Source organism: Lelliottia sp. GFLA7 (assembly GCF_056490165.1).
The window spans coordinates 13,159-28,945 of the sequence record NZ_JBWLAQ010000005.1 but is presented as its reverse complement, the minus strand read 5'-3'; the positions used below and the strand labels follow the sequence as shown (position 1 = coordinate 28,945).

Sequence of the window (15,787 nt, the reverse complement as noted above, 5' to 3'; positions counted from 1 at the left end):
CCTTTTATTGCACGGCAAACTGCTGGCGAATTTTGCGCATCAGCAGGAACAACCACGGCCAGAGCACACCGTTAACTACACTACTCCAGAACACTTCCGGTCGGAAAGAGACGTTGATCACTAAAAACTCAGCCCAGAAAACAATGATATCCGCGGCAAGCGACAACAACATCACCACCAGCGCCTGTTGCCAGAGCGCGAGGTTTCGGAAAAGCTGGAATTTCAGTGCGACGAGGTACGCAATAATACTCATGGACAAGGCGCGCACGCCAAGCGTTGAGCCACTAATGAGATCCAGTATGGCACCCATCACAAAACCTGTGCCCACATTTACGCGGTGCGGCAGTGCAAGGGACCAATACAGTAAAATGAGCAGCACCCAGTTTGGCCGGAAAACGAGAAGGTCGTCCGGCCAGGGCATAACTTGCAGCAACAGTGCGATGAAGAACGAGAGCCAAATAACCCAACGACCCTGACTACGATAGCTCGCCACTACTGCCCTCCTGAGGAGAGTTGCGGCGGCGGTGGCGCATCAGACGTTGGCTGCGTTAATCCGGTCGCAGGCGCTGGTACGGGCGCAGGCGGCCCCATCGAATCAGGTGCAGGCAGTACCTGTGGCATCATTTGCATCAGACGTTCATTGGCCACGCGGTGGACATCTTCCGGCGTCATCGGGTTGGTACCATTACGATCGGCCCCCCACAACAGCAGAAGATAACGCAAGCGCTGTAAACCCGCCGTAGGACGAGCCTGAATGACCGTATAAGCGCGTTGTGTATCCAGCTTCACGGAGGAAACCACGGCCACCGGATAGCCTTCAGGGAAGCGGCCACCCAGACCGGACGTCACGAGTACGTCACCCACGCGAATATCGGTGTTGGCAGGCAGATGTTCCAGCTGTAAGTCGTCCGTGCAACCGTTACCGGCCGCGATAATACGAATATCGTTACGCAGCACCTGAATCGGCAACGCATGCGTCGCATCGCAGATCAGCAGAACGCGGCTGGTCAACTTCGCCACCGCCACGACCTGACCCACAACGCCTTTATCACTGATAACGGGCTGACCTTCGTAAACACCATTCACGCTGCCTTTGTCGATCACCACCTGATCGCTGTACGGATCGTTAACGGTGGAGATCACCTGCGTCACCATTTTCTGCTCATCCTGACGCAGCGGCGAACCCAGCAGTTCACGCAGACGGGCGTTTTCCTGACGATACTGACCCAGCATCAGCAGTTCGCTGTTTTTCAGCAGCAGTTCCTGGCGTAAGGCCCGGTTTTCGAGTTCGAGTTGATCGCGCGAAGACAACGTTTGAGAAACGCTATCGAGTAATTCACGGGGACCATTAGATACAAAATAGAAAGGGCTGACGGCGGTATCCATGTATGTTCTGATTTGGCTGAACATACCAAGGCGGCTGTCGGCGATGATGACTCCAAGCGCTACCAGAACCCCCAGGATCAGGCGAAACTGCAGCGACGGGCCACGGCTAAAAATTGGCTTCATAGGCTATGCGTATTCTCGCGTCAGAGAGAAAGGGTAGCGACCGCTACCCTTTCACACCCGACTACTCTTCGCTGAACAAGTCGCCGCCGTGCATGTCGATCATTTCCAGCGCCTTGCCGCCACCACGGGCTACGCAAGTCAGTGGATCTTCTGCAACTACGACAGGAATTCCTGTCTCTTCCATTAACAGGCGGTCGAGGTTACGCAGCAGCGCACCACCACCGGTCAGAACCATACCGCGCTCGGAGATGTCGGAAGCCAGTTCTGGCGGGCACTGCTCCAGCGCAACCATCACCGCGCTCACGATACCGGTCAGCGGCTCTTGCAGCGCTTCCAGGATTTCGTTGGAATTCAGGGTAAAGCCACGCGGAACACCTTCAGCCAGGTTACGACCACGAACTTCAATTTCGCGGACTTCGTCGCCAGGATAAGCGGAACCGATTTCGTGCTTAATTCGCTCTGCGGTGGCTTCACCAATCAGAGAGCCGTAATTACGGCGCACATAATTAATAATGGCTTCATCAAAACGGTCACCGCCAATACGAACGGAGGAGGAATACACCACGCCGTTCAGGGAGATAACCGCCACTTCCGTTGTACCGCCACCGATATCCACTACCATGGAACCTGTCGCTTCAGAAACCGGAAGACCGGCACCGATTGCGGCAGCCATTGGCTCTTCAATCAGGAAGACTTCACGCGCACCCGCACCCTGAGCAGACTCACGGATCGCACGACGTTCAACCTGAGTCGCACCCACCGGCACACAAACCAGCACGCGCGGACTTGGGCGCATGAAGCTATTGCTGTGAACCTGTTTGATGAAGTGCTGAAGCATTTTTTCGGTGACGAAGAAGTCAGCGATAACGCCATCTTTCATTGGGCGGATCGCGGCGATGTTGCCTGGGGTACGACCCAGCATCTGCTTCGCATCATGTCCTACGGCTGCCACACTTTTAGGGGAGCCGGCACGATCCTGACGAATGGCCACAACGGAAGGCTCATTCAATACGATGCCTTGTCCTTTAACATAAATCAGGGTATTCGCAGTACCCAGGTCAATGGACAGGTCATTGGAAAACATGCCACGAAATTTTTTCAACATACTAAGGGATAATCCTGAAAGCTGGGGCGGAAAAATAAAATCCGCTTACTTTACCAACCACACGCAGCAGCGACAAGGCGCAAAAATCATCTGCTACGGTGAAAATTAGTGCAGCACGTTTCCTAATGTTACAAATGTATCACCTGATTCCATCAGGGCTGAGTCAACAGCTGCGTCCCTCACTTCCATTTGCAACACTCAAGGTCGTTCACTGGCGTTTTGCTCGTCATACTCAAAGCCACAGGCGCGATATTCTACGTGAAAACAAATTAAACGGCAGGTCAAACAGAGTATCTTTGCAAATATTTTTTCACATTGCTGTCAAGCGGCTGAGAGGACGCAATAAAATCTCCTTGACCACCCGCCACACCGCGCTCCGTCAACATCTGCCATTCACTCCGTGAACGTATGCCCGTGGCGAAGACTTGCGTCTGCGTACCCTTGCAGGCTTCGACCAGACTCTGAACCAAAAGCTGGTTTTCTGCTCGCTTTTCAATATTCCTGACCAGCCCCGGGTGCAGCTTCAAAAGTTCGACATCCAATTCTTTGATCCAGCTGGTACTGACCAGGGTTAAACCCGCTTGTGTCACCGCGATGCGTACGCCAAGCGCATTCATCAAACGGACCACAGGCTGTAAGCGGCTGATATGTTGACAGACATCTGCCTCTGCAAGTTCAAAAATAATACGTTTACGTTGCGATTTTTCGCATTGCATTAAAACATCACGCAGCCAGCGTTGAAAACGCGGGCGAATCAGCGACTCAACCGTAACCTGTAATGCCAGATTTTCTTCAGGCCAGAAAGATAAAAATGGGATAAGGCGCGTGATTTGTTGACGGTCGTATTCTTCAGAGAGACCAAACTGTAACACCATCGGCAGATATTCGGCCGAAATGACCTCTTCGGTGCCGTCGAAGATGCGACACATTAATTCGCGGTGATGAACCTGCCCGTTTCGCAGAACCGCTGGCTTCTGATAAATTCGGGGTCCGCCTCGGCTCAGCATTTGCTCAATAAGTGTACGCCAACGTACGTTTCCGCGCCCTTTTTCTGGCAGAGAATCATCATAAATCGCCCAGCTATTTGCCCCCTGCAGCACAGCGTTGCGCGTTGCTGCTTCGGCATGCTCCATGACCTGTTGAGTCTGCTGCCCGCCACGCCATGCGCAAATCCCAATATGGACCATATCATCACGATCGAGCATTTTGGTCTGCGGCAGCGCATCAACCGCTTTCAGTAACTGACTGGCGATACTTTCTGACTCTTTCAGCGTGCGATGCGGTAACAGTACGGCAAAATCGCTGCGGTGATAGCGCGCCAGTAACGCGCCGGGGTAGCGCATAATAAATGTCGATAACAGATTAATGAGCGTGAAGAGGTGATCTTCTGCCACCGAGCGGCCCCAGGTATCGCGCAGCAAATCGAAATCGGGCAGGCGAATAATCATCACCACCCCATGCGTGCCGACCTTTTCGGGATCTTCCAGCAGCGTTCCCAGTTGATTATCAAAGAAAAGCCGGTTGTTTAGACCGGTTTTATTATCCTGAGCGGCATAGGATCGAATCAGCGTATCCATCCGGCTGCGCTGTTCGCTGGCAAACTGAATTTCAGAGAGCAACACATCAAGCGCACTGCTGGTACGCGACGGCCATTCATAGACAGAGCCGCGCACTTTCGCGCCTCGCTCACCGTTTAAAATGCGCAGGGATCGCGATTCCAGCAGCTCCTGCCCCGAAAGCTGGCGTCGCAGCCAGCGCACCGCCAGAAAAATCAGGATCACCATAAAGCCCACCGCGAAGGTCAGCGGCGCGGTAGTCATCAGCGAACGGAAATAATTGGCCATCGGGTCCTGATAGACCAATCGGATAGACGTGCCTGGGCTTTTTAATGATTGAACGGTGAGTTCGCGGTACTGCGGGAGCGTGCCCGCCGGGCGATAGCTACTTTGGCGTGCATGGCTGAGGACGACTTTATTCCCCTGCAGGATGTCGATGTGGACGATATCGACCGGCACCATTAGTTCATCAAGCTGCTGCGAAAGCGCGGGAAGAGTTGATGTCACGAGCCGCGTGTCGATGACGGACGCAACTGACTGCACGCGATTTGTTAGCTTGTCCTGAATGGCGTTATAAAAGCTGAGCGAACAGCCTATCAGGGTGACAAATATGGTTAACCCCGTCAGCAACGTAATAAAAGCCGAAAATTTCGTCGTTAATCGCATCCTTGAGATTACTCCGCTGGTTGATGGGGGGCGAGTGAGCACTAACTTGCATGTCTAGTGCGGCATACTAGCAAACCTGATATATCTGGCAATTTATTGCGTTAAATCGGCATAGCGTTTCAATGAGCGAGTATAGTCTTCAGAAATTATTTTCCAATCACCATGCTTACTGAGGATACCTGTATGCAGGCATTGATCTTAGAACAACAAGACGGCAAAACCCTGGCTTCGGTTCAATCCATCGAGGCTACCCGCCTGCCCGAAGGCGACGTCACCGTTGACATTGACTGGTCCAGCCTGAATTACAAGGACGCGCTCGCCATTACTGGCAAAGGTAAAATCATCCGAAACTTTCCGATGGTTCCTGGAATCGACTTTTCGGGTCATGTTCACGCGAGTGAAGATCCGCGTTTCCACGTTGGGCAGCAGGTGCTGTTAACGGGCTGGGGCGTGGGTGAAAACCATTGGGGTGGACTGGCCGCGCAAGCCCGCGTCAAAGGCGACTGGCTGGTGCCAATGCCAAAAGGCATGGATGGTCGTAAAGCGATGATCATCGGTACGGCTGGCTTTACCGCGATGCTGTGCGTGATGGCGCTGGAAGACGCGGGAATTCGTCCCGAATCAGGTGAAATCGTGGTAACCGGTGCAAGTGGCGGTGTAGGCAGTACCGCCGTTACTCTGCTGCACAAATTAGGCTATCAGGTCGCTGCCGTTTCCGGTCGCGAAAGCACGCATGATTACCTGCGTTCACTCGGTGCAAACCGCATTCTGGGCCGCGCAGAGTTCGCTGAAACCCGCCCGTTGGAAAAACAAATCTGGGCAGGCGCGGTGGATACCGTGGGCGACAAAGTGCTGGCAAAATTACTGGCGCAGATGAACTACGGCGGATGTGTTGCCGCTTGCGGTCTGGCGGGTGGTTTTGCCCTGCCAACTACCGTCATGCCATTTATTCTGCGTAATGTGCGTCTGCAAGGTGTGGATTCCGTGATGACACCAGCAGCACGCCGCACACAGGCCTGGGAACGACTGGCCCTTGACTTACCTGAATCGTTCTACACCCAAAGCGCAACTGAAATCCGTCTCGAACAGGCACCTGAATTTGCCGAAAAAATCATGAACAACCAGTTCCATGGCCGTGCGCTAGTCAAGATTGCCTAATCTTCAATTTTTCGTGACATATTCGCGATAACCTCACTCCTCCGTCATGCTTATAAAAATGCATGACGGAGAGTGCCATGAAAACCAGAAAACTGACGGAAGCCGACGTAACGTCCGAATCTGTCTTTATGTTACAGCGCCGCCAGATCCTCAAGATGCTCGGTATCAGCGCCACCGCGCTTTCACTTTCCCCCACCGCTCATGCCGACTTGCTTGATTGGTTTAAAGGCAATGACCGCCCCAAAGCCCCCTCCGGGCAGCCGCTGGATTTTACCCAGCCCGCACAATGGCAGAACAAACTGTCGCTCACGCCGGAAGATAAAGTCACCGGTTACAACAATTTTTATGAATTTGGCCTGGATAAAGCGGACCCTGCCGCCAACGCAGGCAGCATGAAGACCGATCCCTGGACGCTTAAAATCGACGGTGAAGTGGCAAAACCACTGACGCTGGATCATCACGATTTAACCACCCGATTCCCGCTGGAAGAGCGCATCTACCGCATGCGCTGCGTCGAAGCCTGGTCGATGGTGGTGCCATGGGTTGGCTTCCCGCTGCATAAATTGCTGGCGCTGGTTGAGCCCACCAGCAATGCAAAATATGTCTCTTTCCAGACGCTCTACTCGCCGGAGCAGATGCCGGGACAAAAGGACCGGTTTATCGGCGGTGGTCTGGAGTATCCCTACGTGGAAGGGCTTCGTCTGGATGAAGCCATGCACCCGCTGACGCTGCTGACCGTAGGCGTTTATGGCAAGGCGCTCCCGCCGCAAAACGGCGCGCCTATCCGCTTAACCGTGCCGTGGAAATACGGCTTTAAGGGCATCAAATCGATTGTCAGCATCAAACTGACGCGCGAGCGCCCGCCTACGACGTGGAATTTGGCCGCCCCTGACGAATATGGATTTCTTGCGAATGTGAATCCTCACGTCGATCACCCTCGCTGGTCGCAGGCTACGGAGCGTTTTATCGGATCCGGCGGTGCGCTGGATGTGAAACGCCAGCCGACATTGCTGTTTAACGGCTACGCGGATCAGGTCGCGTCTCTCTATCGGGGCATCAACTTGCGGGAGAATTTCTAAGTGCGTTTAACCGCAAAGCAGATTACCTGGCTAAAGGTGATTTTACACCTTGCCGGTTTGCTTCCTTTTATATGGCTATTCTGGGCGGCCAGTCAGGGCTATTTCAGCGCCGACCCGGCCAAAGATATCCAACATTTTACCGGTAGGATGGCTCTGAAATTTTTGTTGGCCAGCTTGCTGATTTCACCCCTGGCGCGCTACGCTAAACAGCCGTTATTGATCCGCACTCGCCGCCTTTTAGGCTTGTGGTGTTTTGCCTGGGCAACGCTCCATCTGACCAGTTACGCACTGCTGGAACTGGGGATTAACAATCTGGCATTGCTCGGAAGCGAGCTCATATCGCGTCCTTATTTAACGCTAGGTATTGTAAGTTGGGTCATATTGTTCGCGCTGACGTTAACCTCAACGCAATATGCGCAGCGAAAACTGGGCAGACGCTGGCAATTTTTGCATAACTTCGTCTATCTCGTTGCGATCCTGACGCCGATACATTACCTGTGGTCAGTGAAGATTTTATCACCCCAACCTGTCATCTATGCTTTGCTCGCACTCGGGCTTCTGGCATGGCGTTACAAGAAGTTCCGCCAGTGGTGGCGATAGTCCGCTAAACTGTGCGTTTTCCCGCAGAAACCCTATCAACCGCGAATCTTTTTGGCTTTGCGGTTGATAATCTTCCCTGATAAGACCAGTATTTAGCTGCCAAATGCTACGAAATCGTTATAATGTGCGACTTTGGTTTTCCTGACAGGGGTTTTTAGCCTCTGAAAAGGTGACAATTGCGCGTTGAAGGTATATTTTGTTTTTTACCCGAGATTCGCAGGAGATAGCGGCACAATGGCTGATAAATTCCACATCTTAGTTCTGAACGGACCGAACCTGAATATGCTCGGAACCCGTGAGCCGGAGAAGTATGGCTCTTTGACATTGAGCGAAATTGTTAACCGTCTGAGTACGGAAGCAACCTCACTGAATGTGGAACTGGATCATTTTCAGTCAAATGCGGAGTACGCAATCATCGACCGAATTCATCAGGCTAAAGACACTGTGGACTATATCCTGATTAATCCGGCCGCGTTTACGCACACCAGTGTTGCTATCCGCGACGCACTGCTTGCGGTGAGCATCCCGTTTATCGAGATCCATCTGAGCAATGTGCATGCCCGTGAACCGTTCCGCCACCATTCATATCTGTCTGATATCGCCGCTGGCGTTATCTGCGGACTTGGTGCTGACGGTTATTCATACGCTTTACAGACAGCGGTAAAACGCTTGTCACAATCACACTAAACAAGAGTACGGAACCCACTCATGGATATTCGTAAGATTAAAAAGCTGATCGAGCTGGTTGAAGAATCAGGCATCTCCGAACTGGAAATTTCTGAAGGCGAAGAGTCTGTACGCATCAGTCGTGCTGCGCCAAATGTTGGCTATCCAGTCATGCAGCAAGCTTATGCTGCACCTGTGATGCAACAGCCTGCTCTGTCTAACGCAGTCGCGCCGGCAGCAGAAGCGCCGGTTGCTGCAGCAGCCGAAATCAGTGGTCACATCGTACGTTCCCCAATGGTTGGTACTTTCTACCGCACCCCGAGCCCGGACGCGAAGGCGTTCATCGAAGTGGGTCAGAAAGTCAATGTAGGCGATACCCTGTGCATCGTTGAAGCCATGAAAATGATGAACCAAATCGAAGCAGACAAGTCTGGTACTGTGAAAGCGATTCTGGTCGAAAGTGGTCAGCCGGTAGAATTTGACGAGCCGCTGGTCGTCATCGAGTAACGAGGCGAACATGCTGGATAAAATTGTCATCGCCAACCGCGGCGAGATCGCACTGCGAATCCTTCGTGCCTGTAAAGAATTGGGCATCAAGACTGTTGCTGTGCATTCAAGCGCGGATCGCGATTTAAAACACGTATTACTGGCGGATGAGACGGTCTGTATCGGTCCGGCTCCGTCCGTAAAAAGTTATCTGAATATCCCGGCAATCATCAGCGCCGCTGAAATCACCGGCGCGGTGGCAATCCATCCGGGTTATGGCTTCCTCTCTGAGAATGCCAACTTTGCTGAGCAGGTTGAACGCTCTGGCTTTATCTTTATCGGCCCGAAAGCAGACACGATTCGCCTGATGGGTGACAAAGTCTCTGCAATCACCGCGATGAAGAAAGCTGGCGTGCCAACGGTTCCTGGTTCCGACGGCCCTCTGACCGACGATATGGATGCTAACCGTGCCCATGCTAAACGCATTGGTTATCCGGTTATCATCAAAGCGTCCGGCGGCGGCGGCGGTCGTGGTATGCGCGTTGTACGTAGCGATACCGACCTGGCGCAGTCCATTGCCATGACCAAAGCTGAAGCGAAAGCAGCTTTCAGCAATGACATGGTTTACATGGAAAAATACCTGGAAAACCCACGTCACATCGAAATTCAGGTGTTGGCTGACGGTCAGGGTAACGCTATCTATCTGGCTGAACGTGACTGCTCCATGCAGCGTCGTCACCAGAAAGTCGTTGAAGAAGCACCAGCACCAGGCATCACGCCGGAACTGCGTCGCTACATCGGCGAGCGTTGCTCTAAAGCGTGCGTGGATATCGGTTATCGCGGTGCAGGTACGTTCGAATTCCTGTTCGAAAACGGCGAGTTCTATTTCATCGAAATGAACACCCGTATTCAGGTTGAACACCCTGTCACCGAAATGATTACCGGTGTTGACCTGATCAAAGAACAGCTGCGTATCGCTGCGGGTCAGCCGCTGTCCATCAAGCAGGAAGAAGTGATCGTCAAAGGCCATGCGGTAGAGTGCCGTATCAACGCCGAAGACCCGAACACCTTCCTGCCAAGCCCGGGTAAAATCACGCGCTTCCACGCGCCGGGTGGCTTTGGTGTCCGTTGGGAATCTCATATCTACGCTGGCTATACTGTGCCGCCGTACTATGACTCAATGATTGGCAAGCTTATCTGTTACGGCGAAAATCGTGATGTGGCAATTGCCCGCATGAAGAACGCCTTGCAGGAACTGATCATTGACGGTATCAAAACCAACATTGATCTGCAGGTTCGTATCATGAACGACGAGCATTTCCAGAACGGTGGAACTAACATCCACTATCTGGAGAAAAAACTCGGTCTTCAGGAAAAGTAAGACTGCATTCTCATTAAAAGGCCGGAGATTCCGGCCTTTTTTATTTGTGGGGATCGCCAGGACCCATCATGTACAATCCCCGCTTTCTTCATCCACAAGGGATATAAAATGGACAAGCGTTTTGTTCAAGCCCATAAAGAGGCGCGCTGGGCGCTGTGGCTGACCCTTCTCTACCTTGTTGCTTGGTTAGTAACTGCTTACTTACCTGATTCGACCGCTGGGTTCACCGGCCTTCCACACTGGTTCGAAATGGCCTGCCTTCTGATGCCGCTGGTTTTTATTCTGCTGTGCTGGCTGATGGTGCGTTTTATCTTCCGCGATATCTCTCTGGAGGATAGCGATGCAAACTGAAATCATCGCCGTTCTGATTATTTATCTCTTCGTGGTGTTCGGCCTTTCGGCTTATGCCATGCGCAAACGCAGCACCGGTTCGTTTCTCAGTGAGTATTTCCTGGGTAGTCGCTCGATGGGCGGTTTCGTTCTGGCGATGACGCTCACAGCAACCTACGTAAGCGCCAGCTCGTTTATCGGCGGCCCCGGTGCGGCGTATAAATACGGGCTGGGCTGGGTGTTGTTGGCGATGATTCAGGTTCCGACTATCTGGTTATCACTCGGTATTCTGGGTAAAAAATTCGCGATTCTTGCAAGGCGATACAACGCGATCACGCTTAATGACATGTTGCAGGCGCGCTATCAGAACCGCGCAGTGGTCTGGATTGCCAGCATTAGTCTGCTGGTGGCGTTTGTCGGTGCGATTGCCGTGCAGTTCATCGGTGGCGCACGATTGCTGGAAACCGCAGCGGGCATTAAATACGAAAATGGCTTGCTGATTTTCGGCATTACCATCGCGCTGTACACCGCGTTTGGCGGTTTCCGCGCCAGCGTGCTGAACGACACCATGCAAGGCATGGTCATGCTGATAGGCACGTTGGTGCTGCTGGTTGGCGTGATTTACGCCGCCGGTGGTTTGGGCAATGCGGTAGAAACGCTGGAGAAGATCGATCCGAAACTGGTCAGCCCACACGGTGCCGACGACATTCTCTCCCCGGCATTTATGACTTCATTCTGGGTGCTGGTGTGCTTTGGCGTGATCGGTTTGCCCCACACGGCCGTGCGCTGTATCTCTTATAAAGACAGCAAAGCGGTTCACCGTGGGATTATTATCGGCACTGTCGTGGTGTCACTGCTCATGCTCGGAATGCATCTTGCCGGGGCGCTTGGCCGCGCGATATTACCGAATCTGACGGTGCCGGATCAGGTTATCCCCACACTGATGGTGCAAGTCTTGCCGCCATGGGCTGCGGGATTATTCCTCGCCGCGCCAATGGCCGCCATAATGTCGAATGTGAATGCGCATTTATTGCAGGCCTCTGCCACGATCATTAAAGATCTGTGGCTCAGCGCGCAACCCACTAAAATCCATAATGAGCATCGCCTGAAGCGCATCTCAACCTGGACAACGCTGGTACTTGGCATTTTGATGATGCTTGCCGCATGGCGTCCACCGGAGATGATCATCTGGTTAAACCTGCTGGCGTTTGGCGGGCTGGAGGCCGTGTTCCTGTGGCCGCTGGTGCTGGGTCTGTACTGGGAACGCGCAAATGCTGCGGGTGCGCTCAGCGGAATGATTGTGGGTGGCGTACTGTACGCGGTGCTCGCCACGTTTAAAATTCAGTATCTGGGCTTCCATCCGATTGTGCCTTCGTTACTGTTAAGTTTGCTGGCGTTTGTGGTGGGGAACCGTTTCGGTCAACCCGTCCCACAGGCGGCCGTCATTTCTACTCATAAATAAAGAGTTTTGCCATGCCGTGGATCCAACTAAAACTGAATACAACCGGCGCGAACGCCGAAGAACTGAGTGATGCGTTAATGGAAGTCGGATCGGTTTCCATTACTTTCCAGGACACGCATGACACACCGGTGTTTGAGCCATTGCCCGGCGAAACGCGCCTGTGGGGTGATACCGATGTTATTGGCCTGTTCGACGCAGAAACGGACATGAAAGACGTCGTGGCGATTCTGGAAAATCATCCGCTTCTGGGCGCAGGATTTGTGCATAAAATCGAGCAACTGGAAGACAAAGACTGGGAACGCGAGTGGATGGATAATTTCCATCCCATGCAGTTCGGCAAACGTCTGTGGATTTGCCCAAGCTGGCGCGATGTGCCTGATCCCAATGCCGTAAACGTGATGCTCGATCCGGGGCTGGCGTTTGGTACGGGTACCCATCCAACGACCTCTCTTTGCCTGCAATGGCTTGATGGTCTGGATCTGGAAGGGAAAACGGTGATCGATTTTGGTTGTGGATCCGGGATCCTCGCCATTGCCGCACTGAAACTCGGCGCATCAAAAGCGATCGGGATCGACATCGATCCGCAAGCGATTCAGGCCAGCCGCGATAATGCCCAGCGAAACGGGGTGTCCGATCGCCTTGAGCTGTATTTGCCCAATGACCAGCCAGACGTCATGAAAGCGGATGTCGTGGTCGCAAACATCCTGGCAGGCCCACTGCGTGAACTGGCACCGTTAATCAGCGTGCTGCCCGTTGAGGGCGGTTTACTGGGGCTTTCCGGCATTCTGGCCAGCCAGGCAGACAGCGTATGTGAAGCCTACACTGAACTCTTCGCTCTCGACCCGGTGGTAGAGAAAGAAGAATGGTGTCGCATTACAGGTCGTAAGAAGTAATTCCCTCTGGCGTGAACGGTCGATCACGCCATTTTTACTGCAAAAAACCTCTACGCCCGTTATTCCCGTCCGGTATAATAACAACTGAAATCATATGGCTATTATATGATTTAGATTATTAAATTCACCGGAAGAATATTATGACCCCATTTATTGGTAAGGCAGCAATCCTGGCGCTAAGCATCGTGTCTGCTTCAGCTTATGCATCTCACTGGAGCTATGAAGGCGAAGGTTCACCGGAGCATTGGGGTGCGCTGGATGAGGCGTATAAAACCTGTCAAAGCGGCATGAACCAGTCCCCTGTTAATATCGACTCAACGATCAAGGCCCATCTCACACCGTTAAAAACCCACTACATCGATGGCCCTGTCACGTTGACCAACAACGGCCATACCATTCAGGCGGCCGAAAAGCCGGATACGGCAGATACGATCACGCTTGATAATCAATCCTGGGCTTTGCAGCAATTCCACTTCCATGCGCCGAGTGAAAATACAATCCACGGCAAAAAATTTGATATGGAAATGCACCTGGTCCATAAAAATGCAGATGGCGCATTGACCGTGGTGGCGGTGATGTTTGAGAAAGGGGCCGCCAACGCAGAGCTGGATAAACTGTGGGGTATCATGCCAGGGCAAGCCGAACAATCGGCGACGCTGGACACGAAACTTGACCTGAACAAACTGTTACCTAAAAACAAAACCTACTGGCGCTTTAGCGGTTCTCTGACCACACCTCCTTGTTCGGAAGGAGTGACCTGGGTGGTGCTCAAAAATCCGATGACCCTCTCCGCCACTCAGTTGGAAAAATTTACCCACACTATGCATCACGATAATAACCGCCCGGTACAATCACTTCACGGGCGTGTTGTGGTTGAATAATGTTCATATTGCGCGCTGATATCATGTCCTGAAATGGGACCCAGATCGCAAAGAAGGTCAATAATCTGCTGCTAAAAACAGCAGATTATCCCGATAAAATGATTCATTCATCGAGAAATGATGAGAAGTTACGGGAATTTGTAAGCGTCTATAAAATAGACAAAACAACATAACACAATGATTTGTTTAGTGAATAATTCACTCACTTAGCGCTGAGTAGCAATTCCTTGATCTGCAACAGCAGATTGTTCAAAGTTTGGCCTTTCATCTCATGTAAAAAATGCGTAATATACGCCGCCTTGCAGTCACAGTATGGTCATTTCTTAACTCATGCGCATCGGACACTATCAGCTCAGAAATCGCCTGATCGCAGCGCCAATGGCAGGTATTACTGACCGGCCTTTCCGGACGCTGTGCTACGAGATGGGAGCCGGTTTAACCGTTTCCGAGATGATGTCGTCTAACCCGCAGGTTTGGGAAAGCGATAAATCCCGTCTACGGATGGTGCACGTTGATGAGCCAGGTATTCGCACCGTGCAAATTGCTGGAAGCGATCCTGAAGAAATGGCGCAAGCCGCGCGTATTAACGTTGAAAGTGGCGCCCAAATTATTGATATCAATATGGGTTGCCCGGCAAAAAAGGTGAATCGTAAGCTTGCAGGTTCAGCCCTTCTGCAATACCCCGACCAGGTGAAGTCTATCTTGTTGGGGGTGGTTAACGCAGTGGATGTTCCCGTTACGTTGAAAATTCGCACTGGTTGGGCGCCGGAACACCGTAACTGTGTAGAAATTGCCCAACTGGCCGAAGATTGTGGTATCCAGGCCCTGACCATTCATGGACGCACTCGCGCCTGTTTGTTCAACGGCAATGCGGAATACGACAGCATTCGGGCAGTTAAGCAGAAAGTTTCCATTCCGATTATCGCGAATGGCGACATAACTGACCCGCTAAAAGCCAGGGCTGTGCTCGACTATACAGGGGCAGATGCTCTGATGATAGGACGTGCCGCTCAGGGAAGACCCTGGATCTTTCGGGAAATCCAGCATTATCTGGACACTGGGGAGTTGCTTGATCCACTGCCTCTGGCAGAAGTTAAGCGCTTGCTTTGTGCGCATATTCGGGAACTGCATGACTTTTACGGTCAGGCAAAAGGGTACCGAATTGCGCGGAAACACGTATCCTGGTATCTCCAGGAACACGCTCCAAATGACCAGTTTCGGCGCACATTCAACGCCATAGAGGATGCCAGCGTACAGCTGGAGGCGTTGGAGGCATACTTCGAAAATTTTGCGTAAACAGAAATAAAGAGCTGACAGAACTATGTTCGAACAACGCGTAAATTCTGACGTACTGACCGTTTCTACCGTTAACTCTCAGGATCAGGTGACTCAAAAACCTCTCCGTGACTCGGTTAAACAAGCACTGAAGAACTATTTTGCTCAACTGAATGGTCAGGATGTGAGTGACCTGTATGAGTTGGTACTGGCTGAAGTTGAACAGCCACTGTTGGACATGGTGATGCAATACACCCGCGGTAACCAAACCCGCGCTGCCCTGATGATGGGTATCAACCGTGGTACCCTGCGTAAGAAACTCAAAAAATACGGCATGAACTAATTTCGATTAGCTAACTGCTTGTTTAAAAAGGCGCTACCTGGCATGGGGACGCGCCTTTTTTATTGCCTGCGCTCCGTACCGTCAACCATTTGTAAACCTTCAGTTCTCCTCCTTTTAAACGCCCGCGTTTCGTGTATATTTCCACCACTTCTCTCGCTCGATGACCCCGGAACGACACAATGATTCGTAAATACTGGTGGCTGGTTATCTTTGCCGTCTCGGTTTTCCTCTTTGATGCGCTGCTCATGCAGTGGATTGAGCTGTTGAGCACCGAAACCGACAAGTGTCGTAACATGAATTCCGTGAATCCCTTAAAATTAGTAAACTGCTCGGATCTCGATTAAGCCCAAACGTCGGCAAAAACACACTTTTCACCTATTAAAAACAGGGATTTAAA

Annotated in this window: 17 protein-coding genes; 13 read left to right on the top strand and 4 right to left on the bottom strand. The window is 52.1% G+C overall.

Translation table 11 applies throughout. The features are described from left to right. Positions 1-4 precede the first annotated feature (4 nt). The 4 genes from mreD to csrD all read right to left on the bottom strand — a co-directional run bounded on the left by mreD (position 5) and on the right by csrD (position 4,836). Complete coding sequence (gene mreD, locus AC07RN_RS15105; protein ID WP_015960665.1) at positions 5-493, bottom strand: rod shape-determining protein MreD; 489 nt, start codon at positions 491-493, stop codon at positions 5-7. Beyond that, the gene (gene mreC, locus AC07RN_RS15100; RefSeq protein WP_015960666.1) at positions 493-1,509 is read right to left on the bottom strand and encodes a rod shape-determining protein MreC; all 1,017 of its coding nucleotides are present in this window, start codon (positions 1,507-1,509) and stop codon (positions 493-495) included. The genes mreD and mreC overlap by 1 nt, the downstream gene beginning before the upstream one ends. Before the next feature lie 61 nt (positions 1,510-1,570). Further along, positions 1,571-2,614 (bottom strand): rod shape-determining protein MreB, encoded by a 1,044-nt coding sequence (gene mreB, locus AC07RN_RS15095; protein ID WP_000913396.1) that lies wholly within the window; start codon positions 2,612-2,614, stop codon positions 1,571-1,573. A 281-nt stretch (positions 2,615-2,895) separates the two neighbouring features. Beyond that, positions 2,896-4,836: an RNase E specificity factor CsrD gene (csrD, locus tag AC07RN_RS15090; RefSeq protein WP_015960667.1), complete on the bottom strand. Its 1,941-nt coding sequence runs from the start codon at positions 4,834-4,836 to the stop codon at positions 2,896-2,898. Positions 4,837-5,019: 183 nt separating this feature from the next. On the opposite strand from csrD, the gene acuI reads away from it, so the two are divergent. From acuI to AC07RN_RS15025, 13 genes are all read left to right on the top strand, one after another. Next, positions 5,020-5,994, top strand: a complete 975-nt coding sequence (gene acuI, locus AC07RN_RS15085) for an acrylyl-CoA reductase (NADPH) (protein ID WP_478336738.1) — start codon at positions 5,020-5,022, stop codon at positions 5,992-5,994. Positions 5,995-6,071: 77 nt separating this feature from the next. Further along, positions 6,072-7,073: a protein-methionine-sulfoxide reductase catalytic subunit MsrP gene (gene msrP, locus AC07RN_RS15080; RefSeq protein ID WP_449554070.1), complete on the top strand. Its 1,002-nt coding sequence runs from the start codon at positions 6,072-6,074 to the stop codon at positions 7,071-7,073. Further along, a complete protein-coding gene (gene msrQ, locus AC07RN_RS15075; RefSeq protein ID WP_015960670.1) occupies positions 7,074-7,673 on the top strand; it encodes a protein-methionine-sulfoxide reductase heme-binding subunit MsrQ in 600 nt (199 codons plus the stop codon). 234 nt (positions 7,674-7,907) lie between these two features. Continuing rightward, positions 7,908-8,360, top strand: coding sequence for a type II 3-dehydroquinate dehydratase (gene aroQ / locus AC07RN_RS15070; protein WP_015960671.1), 453 nt, complete (start codon positions 7,908-7,910; stop codon positions 8,358-8,360). Between the two features lie 21 nt (positions 8,361-8,381). Beyond that, positions 8,382-8,846: an acetyl-CoA carboxylase biotin carboxyl carrier protein gene (gene accB, locus AC07RN_RS15065; RefSeq protein WP_015960672.1), complete on the top strand. Its 465-nt coding sequence runs from the start codon at positions 8,382-8,384 to the stop codon at positions 8,844-8,846. 10 nt (positions 8,847-8,856) lie between these two features. After that, entirely contained in the window at positions 8,857-10,206 is a 1,350-nt protein-coding gene (gene accC / locus AC07RN_RS15060) for an acetyl-CoA carboxylase biotin carboxylase subunit (RefSeq protein ID WP_015960673.1), read from the top strand. A 108-nt stretch (positions 10,207-10,314) separates the two neighbouring features. Next, positions 10,315-10,557 carry a YhdT family protein gene (locus tag AC07RN_RS15055; RefSeq protein ID WP_015960674.1) on the top strand — a complete coding sequence of 81 codons (243 nt, stop codon included), beginning with the start codon at positions 10,315-10,317 and terminating at the stop codon, positions 10,555-10,557. Next, the gene (panF, locus tag AC07RN_RS15050) at positions 10,547-11,998 is read left to right on the top strand and encodes a sodium/pantothenate symporter (protein WP_015960675.1); all 1,452 of its coding nucleotides are present in this window, start codon (positions 10,547-10,549) and stop codon (positions 11,996-11,998) included. Before AC07RN_RS15055 ends, panF begins: the two co-directional genes overlap by 11 nt. A gap of 11 nt (positions 11,999-12,009) precedes the next feature. Continuing rightward, a complete protein-coding gene (gene prmA / locus AC07RN_RS15045) occupies positions 12,010-12,891 on the top strand; it encodes a 50S ribosomal protein L11 methyltransferase (RefSeq protein ID WP_478336737.1) in 882 nt (293 codons plus the stop codon). A 140-nt stretch (positions 12,892-13,031) separates the two neighbouring features. Continuing rightward, positions 13,032-13,772, top strand: a complete 741-nt coding sequence (locus AC07RN_RS15040; protein WP_478336736.1) for a carbonic anhydrase — start codon at positions 13,032-13,034, stop codon at positions 13,770-13,772. A 330-nt stretch (positions 13,773-14,102) separates the two neighbouring features. Then, positions 14,103-15,068: a tRNA dihydrouridine synthase DusB gene (dusB, locus tag AC07RN_RS15035; RefSeq protein ID WP_015960678.1), complete on the top strand. Its 966-nt coding sequence runs from the start codon at positions 14,103-14,105 to the stop codon at positions 15,066-15,068. Between the two features lie 25 nt (positions 15,069-15,093). Beyond that, the gene (gene fis / locus AC07RN_RS15030; protein WP_003855228.1) at positions 15,094-15,390 is read left to right on the top strand and encodes a DNA-binding transcriptional regulator Fis; all 297 of its coding nucleotides are present in this window, start codon (positions 15,094-15,096) and stop codon (positions 15,388-15,390) included. A 179-nt stretch (positions 15,391-15,569) separates the two neighbouring features. Beyond that, positions 15,570-15,734 carry a DUF2556 family protein gene (locus AC07RN_RS15025; protein ID WP_015960679.1) on the top strand — a complete coding sequence of 55 codons (165 nt, stop codon included), beginning with the start codon at positions 15,570-15,572 and terminating at the stop codon, positions 15,732-15,734. The last annotated feature ends 53 nt before the right edge of the window (positions 15,735-15,787 follow it).

Coding starts and splice junctions, on each gene's coding strand:
- mreB (WP_000913396.1), bottom strand. CDS start 2,614: ATGTTGAAAAAATTTCGTGGCATGTTTTCCAATGACCTGTCCATTGAC.
- msrP (WP_449554070.1), top strand. CDS start 6,072: ATGAAAACCAGAAAACTGACGGAAGCCGACGTAACGTCCGAATCTGTC.
- acuI (WP_478336738.1), top strand. CDS start 5,020: ATGCAGGCATTGATCTTAGAACAACAAGACGGCAAAACCCTGGCTTCG.
- prmA (WP_478336737.1), top strand. CDS start 12,010: ATGCCGTGGATCCAACTAAAACTGAATACAACCGGCGCGAACGCCGAA.
- fis (WP_003855228.1), top strand. CDS start 15,094: ATGTTCGAACAACGCGTAAATTCTGACGTACTGACCGTTTCTACCGTT.
- AC07RN_RS15040 (WP_478336736.1), top strand. CDS start 13,032: ATGACCCCATTTATTGGTAAGGCAGCAATCCTGGCGCTAAGCATCGTG.
- dusB (WP_015960678.1), top strand. CDS start 14,103: ATGCGCATCGGACACTATCAGCTCAGAAATCGCCTGATCGCAGCGCCA.
- csrD (WP_015960667.1), bottom strand. CDS start 4,836: ATGCGATTAACGACGAAATTTTCGGCTTTTATTACGTTGCTGACGGGG.
- AC07RN_RS15025 (WP_015960679.1), top strand. CDS start 15,570: ATGATTCGTAAATACTGGTGGCTGGTTATCTTTGCCGTCTCGGTTTTC.
- AC07RN_RS15055 (WP_015960674.1), top strand. CDS start 10,315: ATGGACAAGCGTTTTGTTCAAGCCCATAAAGAGGCGCGCTGGGCGCTG.
- panF (WP_015960675.1), top strand. CDS start 10,547: ATGCAAACTGAAATCATCGCCGTTCTGATTATTTATCTCTTCGTGGTG.
- accB (WP_015960672.1), top strand. CDS start 8,382: ATGGATATTCGTAAGATTAAAAAGCTGATCGAGCTGGTTGAAGAATCA.
- aroQ (WP_015960671.1), top strand. CDS start 7,908: ATGGCTGATAAATTCCACATCTTAGTTCTGAACGGACCGAACCTGAAT.
- mreC (WP_015960666.1), bottom strand. CDS start 1,509: ATGAAGCCAATTTTTAGCCGTGGCCCGTCGCTGCAGTTTCGCCTGATC.
- accC (WP_015960673.1), top strand. CDS start 8,857: ATGCTGGATAAAATTGTCATCGCCAACCGCGGCGAGATCGCACTGCGA.